The organism is Synechococcus sp. MIT S9508 (assembly GCF_047303045.1).
GTDB lineage: Bacteria > Cyanobacteriota > Cyanobacteriia > PCC-6307 > Cyanobiaceae > Synechococcus_C.
The window spans coordinates 260404-275737 of the sequence record NZ_CP138941.1 but is presented as its reverse complement, the minus strand read 5'-3'; the positions used below and the strand labels follow the sequence as shown (position 1 = coordinate 275737).

General features: G+C 60.3%; 15 protein-coding genes. 7 read left to right on the top strand and 8 right to left on the bottom strand.

What is annotated here, in order from left to right:
- Positions 1–2: 2 nt before the first annotated feature.
- The gene (locus tag SIB42_RS01540; protein ID WP_067093202.1) at positions 3–1481 is read left to right on the top strand and encodes an FAD-binding domain-containing protein; all 1479 of its coding nucleotides are present in this window, start codon (positions 3–5) and stop codon (positions 1479–1481) included.
- A gap of 2 nt (positions 1482–1483) precedes the next feature.
- Here SIB42_RS01540 and SIB42_RS01535 read toward each other — a convergent pair whose 3' ends face one another.
- Both SIB42_RS01535 and SIB42_RS01530 read right to left on the bottom strand, forming a co-directional pair.
- Positions 1484–2695 (bottom strand): DegT/DnrJ/EryC1/StrS family aminotransferase, encoded by a 1212-nt coding sequence (locus SIB42_RS01535; protein ID WP_067093201.1) that lies wholly within the window; start codon positions 2693–2695, stop codon positions 1484–1486.
- Positions 2696–2705: 10 nt separating this feature from the next.
- Positions 2706–3323, bottom strand: coding sequence for a thioredoxin family protein (locus SIB42_RS01530; protein WP_067093200.1), 618 nt, complete (start codon positions 3321–3323; stop codon positions 2706–2708).
- Positions 3324–3395: 72 nt separating this feature from the next.
- Between SIB42_RS01530 and SIB42_RS01525 the strand changes: the two genes are divergently transcribed.
- Complete coding sequence (locus SIB42_RS01525) at positions 3396–3953, top strand: hypothetical protein (protein ID WP_231856328.1); 558 nt, start codon at positions 3396–3398, stop codon at positions 3951–3953.
- Here the strand turns inward: SIB42_RS01525 and SIB42_RS01520 are convergent.
- Positions 3911–4339, bottom strand: a complete 429-nt coding sequence (locus SIB42_RS01520) for a hypothetical protein (RefSeq protein WP_067093199.1) — start codon at positions 4337–4339, stop codon at positions 3911–3913. The two genes, SIB42_RS01525 and SIB42_RS01520, sit on opposite strands and share 43 nt — an antisense overlap.
- 3 nt (positions 4340–4342) lie before the next feature.
- Positions 4343–5284 (bottom strand): FAD-binding domain-containing protein, encoded by a 942-nt coding sequence (locus SIB42_RS01515; RefSeq protein ID WP_156485120.1) that lies wholly within the window; start codon positions 5282–5284, stop codon positions 4343–4345.
- Positions 5285–5402: 118 nt separating this feature from the next.
- Between SIB42_RS01515 and fabI the strand changes: the two genes are divergently transcribed.
- From fabI to SIB42_RS01490, 5 genes are all read left to right on the top strand, one after another.
- Positions 5403–6185: an enoyl-ACP reductase FabI gene (gene fabI, locus SIB42_RS01510; RefSeq protein WP_067093340.1), complete on the top strand. Its 783-nt coding sequence runs from the start codon at positions 5403–5405 to the stop codon at positions 6183–6185.
- A gap of 83 nt (positions 6186–6268) precedes the next feature.
- Positions 6269–6874: an imidazoleglycerol-phosphate dehydratase HisB gene (gene hisB, locus SIB42_RS01505; protein ID WP_067093339.1), complete on the top strand. Its 606-nt coding sequence runs from the start codon at positions 6269–6271 to the stop codon at positions 6872–6874.
- Positions 6875–6933: 59 nt separating this feature from the next.
- Entirely contained in the window at positions 6934–8421 is a 1488-nt protein-coding gene (locus SIB42_RS01500; RefSeq protein ID WP_067093338.1) for a carotenoid oxygenase family protein, read from the top strand.
- 138 nt (positions 8422–8559) lie between these two features.
- On the top strand, positions 8560–9243 hold the full coding sequence (locus tag SIB42_RS01495) for an SIMPL domain-containing protein (RefSeq protein ID WP_067093198.1): 684 nt from the start codon (positions 8560–8562) through the stop codon (positions 9241–9243).
- A complete protein-coding gene (locus SIB42_RS01490) occupies positions 9240–10538 on the top strand; it encodes an MFS transporter (protein WP_413328262.1) in 1299 nt (432 codons plus the stop codon). The genes SIB42_RS01495 and SIB42_RS01490 overlap by 4 nt, the downstream gene beginning before the upstream one ends.
- Here the strand turns inward: SIB42_RS01490 and SIB42_RS01485 are convergent.
- From SIB42_RS01485 to SIB42_RS01470, 4 genes are read right to left on the bottom strand one after another with little or no spacing between them, the layout of a single operon-like run.
- Entirely contained in the window at positions 10453–11997 is a 1545-nt protein-coding gene (locus tag SIB42_RS01485; RefSeq protein WP_067093196.1) for a BCCT family transporter, read from the bottom strand. The genes SIB42_RS01490 and SIB42_RS01485 overlap by 86 nt on opposite strands.
- Before the next feature lie 55 nt (positions 11998–12052).
- Positions 12053–13240, bottom strand: a complete 1188-nt coding sequence (locus SIB42_RS01480) for an FAD-dependent oxidoreductase (protein ID WP_067093195.1) — start codon at positions 13238–13240, stop codon at positions 12053–12055.
- Positions 13237–14292 carry a Glu/Leu/Phe/Val dehydrogenase dimerization domain-containing protein gene (locus SIB42_RS01475; protein WP_067093194.1) on the bottom strand — a complete coding sequence of 352 codons (1056 nt, stop codon included), beginning with the start codon at positions 14290–14292 and terminating at the stop codon, positions 13237–13239. Before SIB42_RS01475 ends, SIB42_RS01480 begins: the two co-directional genes overlap by 4 nt.
- Entirely contained in the window at positions 14292–15329 is a 1038-nt protein-coding gene (locus tag SIB42_RS01470) for an SAM-dependent methyltransferase (RefSeq protein WP_067093193.1), read from the bottom strand. Before SIB42_RS01470 ends, SIB42_RS01475 begins: the two co-directional genes overlap by 1 nt.
- Between the last annotated feature and the right edge of the window lie 5 nt (positions 15330–15334).

Here is a 15334-nt window from a genome sequence, read left to right as displayed (position 1 = left end):
CGATGAGTACCCCTCGCACGCTGTTCTGGCACCGCCGCGATCTGCGTTTGGCGGACAATTCAGGTCTTCAGGCGGCCGTGGCACTGGGCCAGGCTGTCACGGGCGTTTATGTGCTAGATCCGGTTCTGATCACGCCGCCACACCAGCTGCCGCCGATGGCACCCGCTCGGTTGTGGTTTTTGGTGGAAAGCCTGGTTGAACTGCAACAGCGCTGGCATCAGGCCGGGAGTCGCCTGCTGGTGCTGGCTGGTGATCCGATTGTGCTGCTGCCGCAGTTGGCGGCCCTCCTGGACGCACCCACCATGGTTTGGAGTCGCGATGTGGAGCCTTATGCCCGCGAGCGAGACCGTCAGGTGGCCAAGGCCCTGCAGGCCGATGGGCGCAAGCTGCTGGTCGACTGGGACCAGCTGCTGGTGGCGCCGGAGTTGCTCAAAACCGGTGGAGGTGACCCTTACCGCGTGTATGGACCTTTTCTGCGCAATTGGCGTGGTCAGGTCGAACGGCTCGCCCCACGCACCACACCAGCTCCAGAAGGCCTGCAGGATTTAAACCAGTCCCAGCTTCAGCAGATCAGCTCTGCAGAAGGAGACCTTGGTCGGCTTTGTTCCCAGGGACAGTCAGAGCTTGAGCGTCTGCGCAGCAGCCATGGCTTCGCTGGCACCAACTTGTGTCCTTGTCGCCCTGGAGAAATCGCGGCAGCGGATCAGTTGGCAATGTTTGCTGACGGGCCTCTGCTTGGCTACGAGCCTGACCGTAATTTCCCTGGGCAGCAGGGGACCTCATCTTTAAGTGCGGCTTTGAGTGTCGGCACGATCAGTCCCAGGCAGGCTTGGTGTGCTGCCCAGAGCGCCAAGGAGATCGTGCGCAGTGATGAACAGGAGCATGCGATCACGGTGTGGGAGCAGGAGCTGGGCTGGCGTGAGTTTTACCAGCAGGCCTTGTTCCATTTCCCCGAATTGGCGGATGGTCCCTATCGCGAGCAATGGCGACGCTTCCCCTGGGAGAACAGTGAAGAGTGGTTTGGATTCTGGAGAGAGGGCCAAACAGGGATGCCGATCATCGACGCAGCGATGCGTCAGCTCAACCAGAGCGGATGGATGCACAACCGCTGTCGCATGATCGTCGCTTCTTTTCTGGTTAAAGACCTGATCTGCGACTGGCGCTGGGGCGAGCGTGCCTTCATGGAGCTGGAGGTGGACGGCGATCTTGCGGCCAACAATGGCGGTTGGCAGTGGAGTGCCAGCAGTGGGATGGATCCCAAGCCCTTGCGAATTTTCAATCCCGCGACGCAGGCATCAAAGTTCGACGCTGAAGCTGACTACATCCGTCACTGGTTACCTGAGCTGCGCCATGTGAACACCAAGGATCTGCTCAGTGGTGAGATCGGTGCACTGGAGCGACGCGGATACCCGGAGCTCCTGATTGATCACAAGAAACAGCAGGCCCACTTCAAGCAGCTGTACGCCACCATCCGTTCCTGAGTTCAGGCCGCAACGCTGCAGGTTTGCGAATCCAGAGGAGCGGTTTGGATGAGCAGCGAGCGAAGCACGGCAATCACCTGTTCCTGCTGTTCGCTGGAGAGCTCCGGGAAGATCGGCAAACTCAGCACTTCGCTACAGAGCTGTTCGGTCACCGGTAGACGGGTGCCTTGATGTTGATTGGCGTAGGCCGGTTGGCAATGGATGGGAATGGGGTAATAGATGATCGTGCTCACGCCCTTCTCTTGCAGGCTCTGTTTCAACCAATCGCGGCAATGACTGCTGGGTAATCCGAACTCACTTGGGGGATGGTTGGCATTGGAGGAGATGTCAGCCGGGCAAACCGTGACACGCACCACAAACTGATTCCAGCCATGGCCGTTGCCTGCGGACGAATCGGGGATGAGCAGGCCTGGCACATCTTGCAGCGCTTCGCGGTAGCGCTGGGCGATCTGCCGGCGGCGTTCTACCCATTGGTTCAGCCGGGGCAGTTTCACGTTGAGCACTGCGGCCTGCATGGCATCCAGTCGGCTGTTGTAACCGAGCTCCGTGTGCAGGTAGCGGCGGGGCATGCCATGCACCGCTAGCTCGCGCATGCGCTGAGCAAGGGCTGCGTCGTGGCAGGTCACAGCTCCGGCATCACCAGCTGCGCCGAGGTTTTTGGTGGGGAAAAAGCTGAAGCAGCCAATGTCGCCCCAGCTGCCGACGGGTCGTCCGTTCCAACTCGCCCCGGTAGCTTGAGCACAGTCTTCAACAACGACAAGGTTGTGATCTTTGGCGATTGCCATCAACCGCGTCATGTCGACAGGCCGACCAAACAAATGCACTGGGATCAGGGCTTTGGTTGCGGGCGTGATCGCAGCAGTGATCTGATTGAGATCGATCAGGTAAGTGAGTGGATCGACATCCACAAACACCGGCGTCGCACCAACAGCGCTGATCGCTTCAGCTGTGGCAAAGAAGCTGAATGAGGCTGTGATCACCTCATCACCAGCTCCGATGCCAAGGGCTCTCAGGGCCAGGATCAGGGCATCGGTGCCGCTGTTGCAGCCAACAGCGTGGGCAGTGCCGACCACTGCCCCGAAGGCCGTTTCAAACGATTGGATTTCAGTGCCACCGATGTACTGCCCGCTGCGCAACACACGCAGCGCGGCTTCATCGAGTTCCGGCCCCAGGTCGGCGAGCTGCTGACTGAGGCTGAAGGGAGGCACCTGCATGGGTGGCACCTTAAGCCGGTGCCCCGAACCACGGTGGCTCTTGTCCGGGATGCCACTTGATGTTGCAGCCAACCGATGGTTGCTGGTCTTGGTTGACAGGCTGGCCATTGAGGACCGCATCTAGTGCCCTGCGCAGATCGCGGCCATCCAATGGCACCTCGTTTCCTGGGCGGCTGCCGTCGAGCTGGCCCCGATAGCACAAGGTCTGAAGGCCTGCCTCATCGGGTCTGAACAGATAGAACTCCGGCGTGCAAGCGCCCTTGAGGGCTTTGGCCAGTTTCTGCTGCTCATCGAGCAGATAGGGAAAACGCCACTGCTGCTGTTTTGCCTGATGACGTAGGCCTTCGGGACCATCCTGTGGATGGGTGGAGAGGCTGTTGCTGGAGACGGCCAGCAGGGTCAAGGCTGGGCCGTAGTCCTCGGCGATCCTGCTCAGCTCGGGCTCCACATGTTTTACAAACGGGCAGTGAGCACAGATCAGCATCACCAGCAGCGGTTGTGCGGGCAGCTCGCTGTCGCTGAGAGTGGCTGCGTCAGTGCCATCCCTCAAGCTTCCGCTCACCATCGGCAACTGGAAGGCGGGCAGCACCTCGCCAAGGGGCAGCATGGTCGAGGGAGTGAGAGCCATGGCGAACGAGCAACAAATGGTGCGTCAGCTTTCATCCTGGTTCAGACTCCGTCCCTCCGGTGCAAAGAACGCGTGCTCAGGCGTGCCAAGGCAGGTCGGATCTCAGGTTTCACGCTAGTTCTGGTGCTGACGGCCTGTTCGGGACCACAGAGGCCCAGCTGGAAAGTTTTTCCGCTGCCGCGGCAGATGCCCCATGACGGCCTGGCGGTTGTGAGTCAGCCCGACGGCTTTGGTCTTCATTTCTTTCTGGAAACCGACACGGACGATCCAGCGGAATGCTCGCCGCGTTGGTTCCCCGATGCTGCACGTCTGTTCAACGGCAACGGCACAGCGCCTTTCAGTGCAGGGCTAGTGCCGCGTGAGGAATTTTTCGCTGCTGTGCGTCGCAGCGATGTGCGCCGCGCTCTGCAGACGCAGTTAAAAGCTCTCTGTCAGCAGCGTGCTCCAGAAGCCCGCTGGCGCTGGACGCCCCCGCCCACAGATGCATCGGAGTTGAGGCCTGTTGAGCTGCCGGCTTATGAGCGGCGCGATCTACTGAGGGATCCCGCCGAAGAAAAGCGGCTTGAGAAGGAACTGCTTGGTGACGCTCAGAAGCCTTCCCAGACCACCGGTTCAGCCTCGCGCCAGTAGCGACTGAAACGTCCAAGCCGTGGTGGTCGCTCCATGGTTACGAATGGTTCCGGTTCAAGCAGTTCCAGTGGGTACTGCTTTTCGATGGCTGCAGCGATGCGTTCCAGGCGAGGGTCGACAGGGAGGCTGCTCAAGATGCCATCGGCGTTGTGACGCTCGGCAAAGGCGATTACTTCTTTGACTACATCGCCCTTGCGCAGGGTGATGGGTAGATCCAGGGCGCTTTCGTACAAAAAGCCAAGTCGTTTGCGGCTGATGCAGGCTTCCTGGATCCATTCAGTGTCAAACACAAAGACGCCTGGGCTGTCCGGCTGCTTCAGCAGCACCGGGTTGCTGGTACCGAGGGCTTCCTCGTGCACCCAGATAACGGGTTGTTGAATAGGCATGGTTTATTGCTTGGGTCGGGCCATGGCCGCATGACCGCTTCGATTCAGACCCTGTTGTCGGCCTGAGCGTTGCTGCTGGTTGCGGTTGCGTCTGGCGGGAACATCACGAATGGCGCCTTGGCTTGCGAACAGCTGATCTTCCAGCTGCTCATAACTGCCCTCAAATGGACAGCGATCGCTGCTGGAGCAGTTCCTGCAGAACTGGCCATCGCTAAACCGCTCAAGATTGCCTTTGTTGAAGAAGTAGGGCTTGTGGCTGAAGCTGCTGGCCACCCACTGCCAACTCAGATGGTTGCTGGAAGGATCTCCATCAAGAAGATGCTCCAGAAACCAGTCTGCGCCAGCCTTCCAGTGCACTTTGCGCCAATGCACCACGTAAGCCGCCATCCACATGCGGGCGTGATTGTGCAGCCAGCCACGGGTGGTGAGTTCGCTTTGAAATCCATCCATGCAGGCCAGGCCTGTTCGTCCCGAGCGGATGTCCTCAGGGAGCTCTCGGGCATAGGAGGCAGGATCGTGTCCGGTTTTCAGCTCTTCTTGGCTGTCCTGGATGCCATCGCCGAGGTCGCGCCACATCCGCTGCCAGAAATCGCGCCAACCCAGCTCATTGATCAACTTGCTTCCTTCGTCGCGGCTGCGAATGCGCTGGAACACGGCGTCACGCACTTCGGCAAGGCTGAGCACACCGTGGCGGATGTAAGGGGATAGGCCTGTCACTGCGCCTTTGAGGTGATTGCGGCTTTTGGTGTAACGCCGCGGGTCGATCCGACTCAGTGTTGTCTCTGCGGCGTCTCGACCTCCGCGCAGCGGGCTGAGCCTTCCGCCAGCTTCTGGAAACTGTTCAGCCAGCAGGCGATCGAGGGCTCTGCGGTCCACAAGGTTTCTGGGAAGATCCCCTGGCTGTTCAGACCATGACAGAGATGTTGGGCTGGGTTGCGGGGGCACCGGACGATGGATTTCACGGTGTCATCCTGTCGATCCAATGGCTCAAACGCGACCATTCCTGGGAGTTCGGGTCGGGGATGGTGGAGAATCCCCCAACAGTTCAGCGACAACCGGTCCGATGCTTCTCGATCTCACGGGCAAGAAGATCCTCGTTACCGGCATCGCCAACAATCGATCGATTGCCTGGGGCATCGCGCAGCAGCTCAAAGCGGCGGGTGCCGAACTGGGCATCACCTATCTGCCAGACGACAAAGGTCGTTTTGAGACCAAGGTGCGTGAGCTCACTGCCCCGCTTGAACCCTCCTTGTTTCTGCCTCTGAATGTTCAGGATTCCGATCAGATGGAATCCGTTTTTGCAGAGATTCGGCAGAAGTGGGGCGTCCTCGATGGATTAGTGCATTGCCTTGCGTTCGCGGGCAAGGAAGAGCTGATCGGTGATTACAGCGCCACCAGCTCTGAGGGATTTGCCCGAGCACTCGAGATCAGTGCCTATTCCCTGGCTCCCCTCTGTCGTCATGCCAAGCCGTTGTTCAGCGAGAAAGCCGGGGTGGTCACCTTGACTTATCTGGGAGCTGAACGAGCCATCCCCAACTACAACGTGATGGGTGTGGCCAAGGCCGCTCTGGAAGCGTCCGTGCGCTACCTCTCGGCCGAGCTCGGTCCTGACAAGCAGGTGCGAGTGAATGCCATCAGTGCAGGACCGATTCGCACCCTGGCTAGCTCCGCGATTGGCGGCATCCTCGACATGATTCACAACGTGGAGGAGAAAGCACCGCTGCGCCGCACCGTCACACAGACGGAAGTGGGCAACACTGCTGCATTCCTGCTGAGCGAGTTGTCGAGTGGTATTTCTGGCCAAACCATCTATGTGGATGCCGGCTACTGCGTTAACGGCATGTGACTCTGCGCTGATGGGCCTTGGTCTGCGCCGTCTGTTTCGGCATGATCGGAACAGCGAAGTCGCCGCCTCCGGAGCTGAACAGCATGCGTACGGGTGAGATCCATCGAGTCACCGGTGAGACCGATGTGAAGGTGTGCCTGGATCTAGACGGCAGTGGCAAGTGCCAAGCCAGCACCGGCGTGCCCTTCCTGGATCACATGCTCCATCAGATCAGCAGCCATGGCCTGATCGATCTGGAGATCAATGCGGTGGGTGACACCCATATCGATGATCACCACTCCAATGAAGATGTGGGCATTGCCGTCGGACAGGCCTTGGCACAGGCTTTAGGTGATCGCCGCGGCATCGTGCGTTTCGGTCATTTCGTCGCGCCGCTGGATGAAGCGCTGGTGCAGGTCGTGCTCGATTGCTCCGGTCGACCCCATCTCTCGTACAACCTCACGATTCCGAAAGAGAAGATTGGTCGCTACGACACCGAGCTCGTCAAGGAATTTTTCGTTGCGGTGGTCAACAACAGCGGCCTCACCCTCCATATCCGTCAGCTGGATGGAACCAATTCCCATCACATTGTTGAAGCCTGTTTCAAGGCCTTCGCAAGGGCCTTGCGCATGGCGACGGAGATCGACCCTCGGCGCTCTGGAGCGGTTCCCAGCAGCAAGGGTGTGCTCGAGCAGGCTGGAGCGAACTGAGTCTTAGTCGCGCTTCACAGTCCGTTACGAGAGGATGGGGACCACAGCAGTTGTTCTCCGTGACCGTCGCTACCGCCGCTGAACGTTTCAACCGGTCGGAATGGGCAAGCGCCTTCCGCAATGTGGAGCAGGAGCTCACTGATGTTGCGCTTCAGCCGGCGAGGGGCGAGGTGCCCTCCGAGCTACTGGGAACCCTCTACCGCAATGGCCCTGGGCTGCTGGAGCGTGACGGGCAGCGCGTGCACCATCCCTTTGATGGTGACGGCATGATCACCGCGATTCAGTTCAATGCTGAGGGTGTTTCGCTGACCAATCGGTTTGTGCGCACCGCTGGTTGGCAGGCCGAGGAAGCGGCCGGCAAGGTGCTTTACCGAGGCGTGTTTGGAAGCCAGAAACCCGGAGGTCCGCTGGCCAATGCCTTTGATCTGAGGTTGAAAAACATCGCCAATACCGGCGTTGTGCAGCTTGGCGACCAACTGCTTGCGCTCTGGGAAGCTGCTGAACCCCATGCACTCGACCCCCAAACCCTCGAGACCCACGGCATCAGCCTTTTGGGTGGTGTTTTGAAGAAAGGCGAGGCCTTCAGTGCCCATCCTCGCTTCGATCCCGGTCATCACGATCGGCCGCGCATGGTCACCTTCGGGGTCAATACCGGCCCTCGCAGCACTATTCGCTTGATGGAATTCGCTACCGAAGATGATTCTGCCGCCGGGATCAAGGCAGGAGACCTTCTCAGCGACCGTCGCGACAGCTTCAACGGCTTCGCTTTCTTGCACGATTTCGCCATCACACCCAACTGGGCGGTGTTTCTTCAAAACGCGATCGACTTCAACCCTCTGCCTTTTGTGCTCGGCCAGAAAGGTGCGGCCCAGTGTCTGCAGTCGAAGCAGGATGGTCAGGCCAAATTCTGGTTGATTCCACGGGACAGTGGCGCCCATGCAGGAGAGGCCCCGCGGATTTTAGATGCACCCGAGGGATTTGTGTTTCACCACCTCAACGCCTGGGAACAGGAGGGAGATGTGGTGGTGGAGAGCATTTACTACAGCGATTTCCCCTCGATTGGTCCCGATGTCGACTTTGCCGCTGTTGACTTCGATCTGATCCCTGAGGGGCTGCTTGAGCAGTGCCGCATCAACCTGCAGAACGCCACGGTGCAGACCACGCGTCTGAGCGAACGCTGCTGTGAGTTCGCGATGGTGAATCCCGACAAAGAGGGGTTGCCCTGTCGCTTCGCCTGGATGGCCGCCGCAGCGCGTGAGCAGGGTAATGATCCGCTTCAGGTGGTCAAGAAGCTTGACCTGGTCAGCGGCGAGCGCCAGATCTGGAGTGCTGTCCCACACGGATTTGTGAGTGAGCCACTCATGGTTCCCAGGCCTGGTGCCAGCGTTGAAGACGATGGCTGGGTGTTGGAACTGGTCTGGAACGGAGATCGGGAAGGTTCCGATCTGGTAATTCTTGATGCTGCAAATCTACGCGAGCTGGCGGTGTTCGAGCTGCCGTTGGCAATCCCCCACGGCCTCCATGGCAGCTGGGTTGATGCCCGCTGAGTCAGTTTGATGTGGTGGTGTTTTAACGGGCGCTGGTAATGGTTCGGAAAGGTTCTGAGGCGGCGCCTGACTTAGACAGCGACTCAAGGTCTCTCTGCTTTCAGGTTTGTGATCACTTCTGCACTGAAACCACCAGGTATGTCGTTATTCGCAGCACTGTTGCTGTTGCCGTCGGCTGCTCTGTTTCCTCGAACGGCCAAAGCTGAGATTCAGGGTCCTGTTTGCCGTGGCACCCTTTTGCAGCTGTATGTGCGCGAGAGCGGTGAAAGCCGCACTGATCGTTTCCGGTTCAACCTTCGGCTTGAGGCGGAAGCTTCGACAACATCGGGGGCGTTGCAAAAACTCAGTGGCCGACAGGCCAGGCTGCGCGAGGTGTTGGAGTCCTTAGTCGATGGAAGGCTTGTGATTCCTGCTCCAAGCACCTATGCCATGGCCGGTTCTCAGCCATCTAGCGACTACCGGGCTGCAACGACCATCACTGGAATAGTTGGTCGCAGTAACTACGACACCCTGATTCAGCGGGCAGGCCGTTTGCCGGGTGTTCGACTCCAGGGCATGACGTCCCTGCCATCCGCTGAAGGCCAGGATCGTCTACAAGACCAACTGCTTGAGAAAGCTCTGCAGCGCGGTCGCAGTCAGGCAGAGCGAACAGCATCTGCCCTGGGGCTACGTCGCGTTGTATTGCTGCGCATCGATCAACGCAGTCATGCCAGCACACGCCTCTCGGCGATGGGTGTCAATGCCTCAACTCGGTTCAGGCCGGAGGAAGCGCCGCTGCCCAAAGCCAGCCTCAGTCTTGCGTTGGATTACTGCCTTAATTGAGCCATTCACCCACACTGACGTTGAGCTGTCGGCAGTCAGGCATGGAAGCAAGACGCAGCGATCGACTGCTCTGGGTCACGAGCCTGTTGTTCGTGGTTTGGCTTGTCTGGGTCGAATCCAGCTTTCAATATTTCGAGGGTTCCCTGGGATCGGATCTGCGTCTGGATTCGGCAGGGGTGGCGCTGGTGGCCGGCAGCTTTCTATTGCCCTATGGCCTGGTGCAAGTGCCCGTTGGTCGCCTGATTGACCGTGGCAGGGTCGAGCTTTGGTTGCTGCTGGCTGCATTGGCCGCTGCCTTTTGCAGTCTGGTGTTTGCCAGCAGCAACAGCCTGCAGGGGCTGCTGTTGTCGCGCATCGGCACAGGCATGGCCTGTGCGGTGGCGTTCCCGGCATCGGCGGTGCTGGCACGACGCAGCCTGCCCGCAGATCGCTTCGCTTTGGCGATGGGATTCACCGATGGCCTGTTGGGCGTCGGCGCCGCGTTGGCGGCCGTGGTGCCCCTGCTGCTGGGTCGCTCCGGCTGGCGTGACCTGGTGTTGTTTCAGGGGCTTTCAGTGGCCCTGATGGTGGCCCTGCCGATGCTTCTGCTCGGAGGCCGCCGGCGCGCGCCGTCTCAGTTGCCAGCGGCAGAGCAGGACATGCGTGTTCAGCGCTGGACCAGGGCAGGAGTGAATCGCCTGATTCAGTGCTGCTTGCTCTACGCGTGGGGGCTTGGCTTCGTGTTTGGGATGGCGCAGTACGGCCTGCTCTCAAGCCTGAGGGGCTGGCCCAATTCATTTATGGAAGGTCTCACTCTGATCATGTCGATCGGCCTGGTGGTGGGGATGGTGGCCAGTGGGGCTCTCGGCGGACGCCCTCAGCAACGTGGTGGTCTGCTTCTAACTGGCACCGTGATCACGCTGCTCTCGTTGTTGCTGCTGATCAAGCCCTTGCTGCCGCAGGGGGTTCTGATACTGCCCGCCTTCAGCTTTGGTGTTGGCATCGGTACGTCCGTGCTTGCGTTCCCGATCTCGGAAGCGTCTGCACCTCCCGGGCAGACGGCGATGACCGTTTCGATCGTCAACACCTCAGGCACAGTGATGGGCGGGCTGATGACGATCGTGTCTGGGTTGATTCTTCAGGCCTCTCCTCAGGGAGACCTGTCGCTGGTGCTGCTGATCTACGGCGCACTGGCCCTGTTTGGCGTTGCGATGGCCAGCTGGATCAGTTTCAGCTCTGAGTCGGCTGCCGTTGGCGCCATTCCTTCCAGGCCAGACGCGGTGCCGTCCATAGACTCAGCAGAACCAGGGGAGTGACCGGCACGGCAGTGATCACAATGAAGGCCTGTAGGGCATTGATCGAGGTGTTGTCGCCAAGGCTGGTGCCGATACGCAGCAACACCAGGGTGAGGCTGCCGATCATTAGAGCCCAGAACAACCGCAGGAGGGTTGGTGGTGTCCGCTGCGCACTAACCACCATGGCTGCGGCATAACTCATGGAGTCGGCACTGGTGGCCATGAACAGCACCACCAACACAAGGCCAACAGGAATCAGCAGCCAGGACAGGGGCAGCTGGCCGAGAATCGCCAGTAGTGCTGCCGACTCACCGCTTGCTGTGAGCGGGCCGCTGATGGAGCCGGGGTTGGCGAGTTCCAGTTGCATGCCAGAACCGCCAAGCAATGTGAACCAGATGTTGGTCACGATCGGGCAGAGGATGGCAACTGCCAGCACCAGTTCGCGCAGAGTGCGGCCGCGGCTAACCCCTGCCGTGAACAGACCCATCAGCGGTGCATAGCCGAGGAACCAGCCCCAATAGAACACAGTCCAGCCATTCACCCAGTTGCCTGGACTGCTGTTGGGGGCAAGAGCCATGCGCGGCAGGTTGGTGAGATAGAGCCCAAATGCGCTGATGAAGTGCTGAATCAGCCAAAGCCCTGGGCCCAGCAGCAGCAGAGCTGCGGCAAGACCAAGGGTCAGCCAGACGTTCAGCTCAGATAGCCACTTGATGCCTCGCTGGATTCCACTCACGGTGGAAGTGGCAAACACTGCAGTGAGCAGCACCACCACTAGAGATTGGAGCCCGGCGCTGTCGGTGAAAGCAGGCAGCATCCCTGCGGCGTTGCTCAATTGAAGAGAGAGGAACCCCAGCGGTCCCACGGTTCCTGCGATGGCCGCCACCACGGAGAGGCCATCCGCGAGGTCTCCTAGGGGACCTTCCACCCAGCGGCTGGGAAGAATGCCAACCAGCAGCGTGCGTGGCCGCAGAGGCTCGCCGCGTTGCTCCTGGATCGAGAGTGTGATCGTCACCGTTGTTGCCACCAGAGCCCAGGCCAGGAATCCCCAGTGCAGGAAGCTCACGGCTAAGGAGGGATCAACCGCAGCTGCGGTCGATCCCTCGACTCCAACGAAATAGGGCGCGGGATCCCGGAAGTGAAACAGCGGTTCGGCTGCAGACCAGAACACACCTCCGCCGGCCAGCAGCGTGCAAATCAGCACAGCACACCAGTCGAAGAATTTCAGGCTCGGTTTGGCTTCAGCACCTCCCAGGCGCAAGCTCCCGATCGGGCTGATGGCCATCACGATGGCAATCACAAACAGCAACAGCACCATCCACTGCCAGAGGCCGCCGAGAGCGTTGCTCACAATGGCCTTGCCTGAGCTGGTGAAATGCTGCGCCAGTTTGAGGTCAACGGCTGCGACCACGAGAAATACCAGCAATGGGCCTGCGCCGATCCACAGGGGCTTGCGTTGCCACCACGCGCTGGTTTCAGTCATGCCGTCCTGGAGGGTTGATGGGTCGGGCAAGGGAGATCTCTGGGCGAGAGGGGCTTTAGGCGCTGACGGCTTCGCGCTGGTGACTCCAGCAGGAAAGATCCACAGCAGGGGTTTCACCGCTGGCCAGTCGTGCCAACGAGTCGCCGATCAGGGGCGCAAATTTGAAGGCTTGGCCTGAGCCACCGGCAAACAGGCTCAGCTTTGGGCCTAGACGGTCCAGCACGAAATTGACGTCGCTGGCCATCGAGTAGGGACTGATCACGGTTTCGACCCGTTCCTGCACGCCTTCGACTTCGTTGAACAGGAATGTATCGAGAAGTTCGACCAGCCTTGCCGGTGGCTCGGTGGTCATGGCATTGGGCTCTGCGACACGCAGCCCCCTGGGTGCCCAGTCGATTCCCGCCTTGATGCGTGGCCGACCGCCGCTGGTGTGGCTGAGCACCGGGAAGCCGTAATACAGGCCTCCGTCATCGCCGCGTTCCTTCTGGAAGCAGAACCATTGCGGATAACGATCCGCCAATGCAGGGTCCACGGTGTAATGAGCCCAGAGCATCGGCCACACTTCGAGTTTTGGCGCGAGTCCAAGCGGAGCCAGCATCAGCTGGCTCCAGATGCCACAGGCCACGACCAGCTGTCCTGCGGCGATGTGGTGGCCATCCTCGAGAGTGACGCCGCCACCGTCGGCATCCAGGTTCGCCACCCGGCAGTGTTCCACCAGTTGATGGCCGGCATGACGGGCCATGCTGATCCAGTGAGCAATAACCTTGTCGCTGCGCACTGCCCCAGCGGTGGGCTCAAACAGTCCGGTGAAATCGCTTTTCGGTTTCAGAGGAAAGCGGGTTGAAATCTGATCGGCATTCAGTGCCTCATAGGGGATGCCCTGTTCGTCCATCACCCGGCGGGCCCCTGGGATCGACCCTTCGATCGTTTCCTCATCCCAGCTTTCGCCGTAAAACAGCAACCCATGGGTTTCGCGCAGCTGCTCTCCTGCGTAGATCTCTTCCTCACGCCAGAGCCTGTTGGCCTCCTGAGCCAGACGGCAGAGCACGGGATCGGAATACATCTCCCGGAACATCCGGGTTTCGCCGTAACTGCTGGCCTTGGCGTGCGCAAGGGTTTTGGCCTCGAGCAGCACCACGTCAGTGATGCCTCGACGAGCCAGGGACGCCGCACAGCTGAGACCTGCCATGCCTCCGCCGATAATCACCACCTCGGCCTGGGAAGGAAGAGCGGCGGAGCTCATGCCACGTCTCCGAAGCTGAGCCCGATCGGATCAGTTTCCCGTTCGGCGGTGACTTCCACAAGAGCTGCTCCAACCGAGAGGCCCTGATCGCGCTGATTGAGGTAGTCAGTGGCTCTTTGGCGCACCTCGCTGCGCACGAAGGCGTAGACATCCTCCGCGCCTGCACCTTTCCAGGCGTTGGGTGAGAAGCGCTCGATTGAGTCGGCGATCACGGCACCGGCATTGACCAATGGATCCGGCAGCACCCGGATGCCGCGGCGACGCAGGTCGTCGGCGAGCTGAGTGCTCTGGAAGGGAGCATTGGCTGCTGGGACCACTGATTTGACCCTCAGGCCAGAGGCGATCTCAGCATTGATCAGACCTGAGATCGAGCAGGGCAGCAGCAGATCCAGCTTCAGCTCCCACCAGGGACAGTCCTGAGGCAGTGGTGTGGCACCAGGGAAGCCTGAACGTTCTGGACTGAGATCCACGGTGAATACTGTCCAGCCATGTTGAACCAACACGCGAGCCACAGTTCCGCCGACGGCGCCACAGCCATGCACCAGCGCGCGGCCGGGTTTCGCGTCAGCCAGGGTTGATTCGAGCACGGCTTCAACTGCTCCGAGGGTGCCATGAGCCGTTGCTGCGCTGGCATCCACAGGACTGCCAACGGCTGCCAGCACGTGGGGAGTGAGCTCCGTCAGGCGCTCCATATCCTCCAGGCTGGTATTGAGATCACAGCCGGTGATCATGGCTCCGTCCAGAGACTCCAGAAGCTCTGCGGTAATGCTGATCAGTTCGTCCTTCACCGCCTCCGGTTCGGCGGCGCGCGCCACGATCTTGCCGCCGGCGAAACCGGTGCCATAGAGGTCGTGCTTGTGGGTCATCAGCCCGGCAAGTCTCTCTCCGTCAGCAATGCAGGCCTCATCGCTGGGGTAATTGAGCAGACGCAGGCCGCCGTTGGCCGGGCGGCGCGCATCGGTGTTCTCGGCCACCACGAACACCGACAGATGCTCGGAGACATGTTCAGCTAGCACCGATACATCTGGCGCGGGTCGGGTTGTGGTTGTCATCAGGCCACTTTCTCCATCATTTGGTGGTGCTCCACGTAATCCAGGCTCCACTCGGAAGGGGCGTCCGCGATGCGTTGCTCAAGGCGCTTGTACACCTCATCTGCCACGGCATCTCCAGCAGTGCTGGCGAAGCTGTGTCGGCTCCAGCTGCGGATCGTGGCCATCAGTCCAGCCGCGAACGCTGCCGTATCGCCGTTCTCCTCCCAGCGGCGGCGGTAAGGGCACTTGACGTACACCGTGCGCTCATCCACCAGACGCAGACCATTGCGGTAAGGCGCCGAGCTCTGATCTTTCAGCGGCGCCATGAACTCCTCGGGTGACTTGTAGAAGTTCAGCACCGTTCCCGTGCGGTACTGCTCTTCAGTGATCACGCCTTCGTCAGCAAGGCTCTTCCAGATCTGATGCAGCTGGTCGTGCACGTTGCGGGTTTCACCGCCGTTGTGGCCGAGGTAACGACCCTCTCCATCGCGAGACAGGTTCACCGTCAGCAGGCGACCACCCACTTTCAGCTCTTTGCTGCGCAATTCCAGAACGTAAGTCCAGTCTTTGAGCGCCTGCGCCGTGAAACGCTGCAGGGCATCGGTATCACCGGATGCCAGAACGTGGGTATGGGTATTCAGCGGCCCTGGCGACTCGCTCAGCCAGTGCATCGCTGTGGCGGAAAAGCCAAAGCTCACCGTGTTGGGACCCACCGATGGCTCATAGAAGCTGCGGGCGCTCACCAACACGGTGGGCTTGGGAGTGCGCGGAATCTGCAGTGCCAGATTTTCAGCCAGGGCAACGTTGTCGTTGCTGGGCAGATCATTGCCAATCAGGGTGAGGTGGGCCTGGGGCTGGTTGGCATGCAGGCGATCCAGGACCTGGTGCCACAGACCCACGGCCGTGCCGCCATCGGCAGCTCCGTAATCGATCAGGACATGGCTGTCAGCGGAAGCAAGTTGGTCAACACAAGTCAGGGCCCAGTCCGAGGCGGCTTCGATGCAAAGCAGAGCGCCTTCAGTCTGTGCGCTGTAACCGGTGGTCATGGCGATGGCCATCGACC

Excerpts from the sequence above, each read along its gene's own strand:
- SIB42_RS01540 (WP_067093202.1), top strand. The coding sequence starts at position 3 with ATGAGTACCCCTCGCACGCTGTTCTGGCACCGCCGCGATCTGCGTTTG.
- SIB42_RS01535 (WP_067093201.1), bottom strand. The coding sequence starts at position 2,695 with ATGCAGGTGCCTCCCTTCAGCCTCAGTCAGCAGCTCGCCGACCTGGGG.
- SIB42_RS01530 (WP_067093200.1), bottom strand. The coding sequence starts at position 3,323 with ATGGCTCTCACTCCCTCGACCATGCTGCCCCTTGGCGAGGTGCTGCCC.
- SIB42_RS01520 (WP_067093199.1), bottom strand. The coding sequence starts at position 4,339 with ATGCCTATTCAACAACCCGTTATCTGGGTGCACGAGGAAGCCCTCGGT.
- fabI (WP_067093340.1), top strand. The coding sequence starts at position 5,403 with ATGCTTCTCGATCTCACGGGCAAGAAGATCCTCGTTACCGGCATCGCC.
- hisB (WP_067093339.1), top strand. The coding sequence starts at position 6,269 with ATGCGTACGGGTGAGATCCATCGAGTCACCGGTGAGACCGATGTGAAG.
- SIB42_RS01495 (WP_067093198.1), top strand. The coding sequence starts at position 8,560 with ATGTCGTTATTCGCAGCACTGTTGCTGTTGCCGTCGGCTGCTCTGTTT.
- SIB42_RS01485 (WP_067093196.1), bottom strand. The coding sequence starts at position 11,997 with ATGACTGAAACCAGCGCGTGGTGGCAACGCAAGCCCCTGTGGATCGGC.
- SIB42_RS01480 (WP_067093195.1), bottom strand. The coding sequence starts at position 13,240 with ATGAGCTCCGCCGCTCTTCCTTCCCAGGCCGAGGTGGTGATTATCGGC.
- SIB42_RS01475 (WP_067093194.1), bottom strand. The coding sequence starts at position 14,292 with ATGACAACCACAACCCGACCCGCGCCAGATGTATCGGTGCTAGCTGAA.
- SIB42_RS01470 (WP_067093193.1), bottom strand. The coding sequence starts at position 15,329 with ATGGCCATCGCCATGACCACCGGTTACAGCGCACAGACTGAAGGCGCT.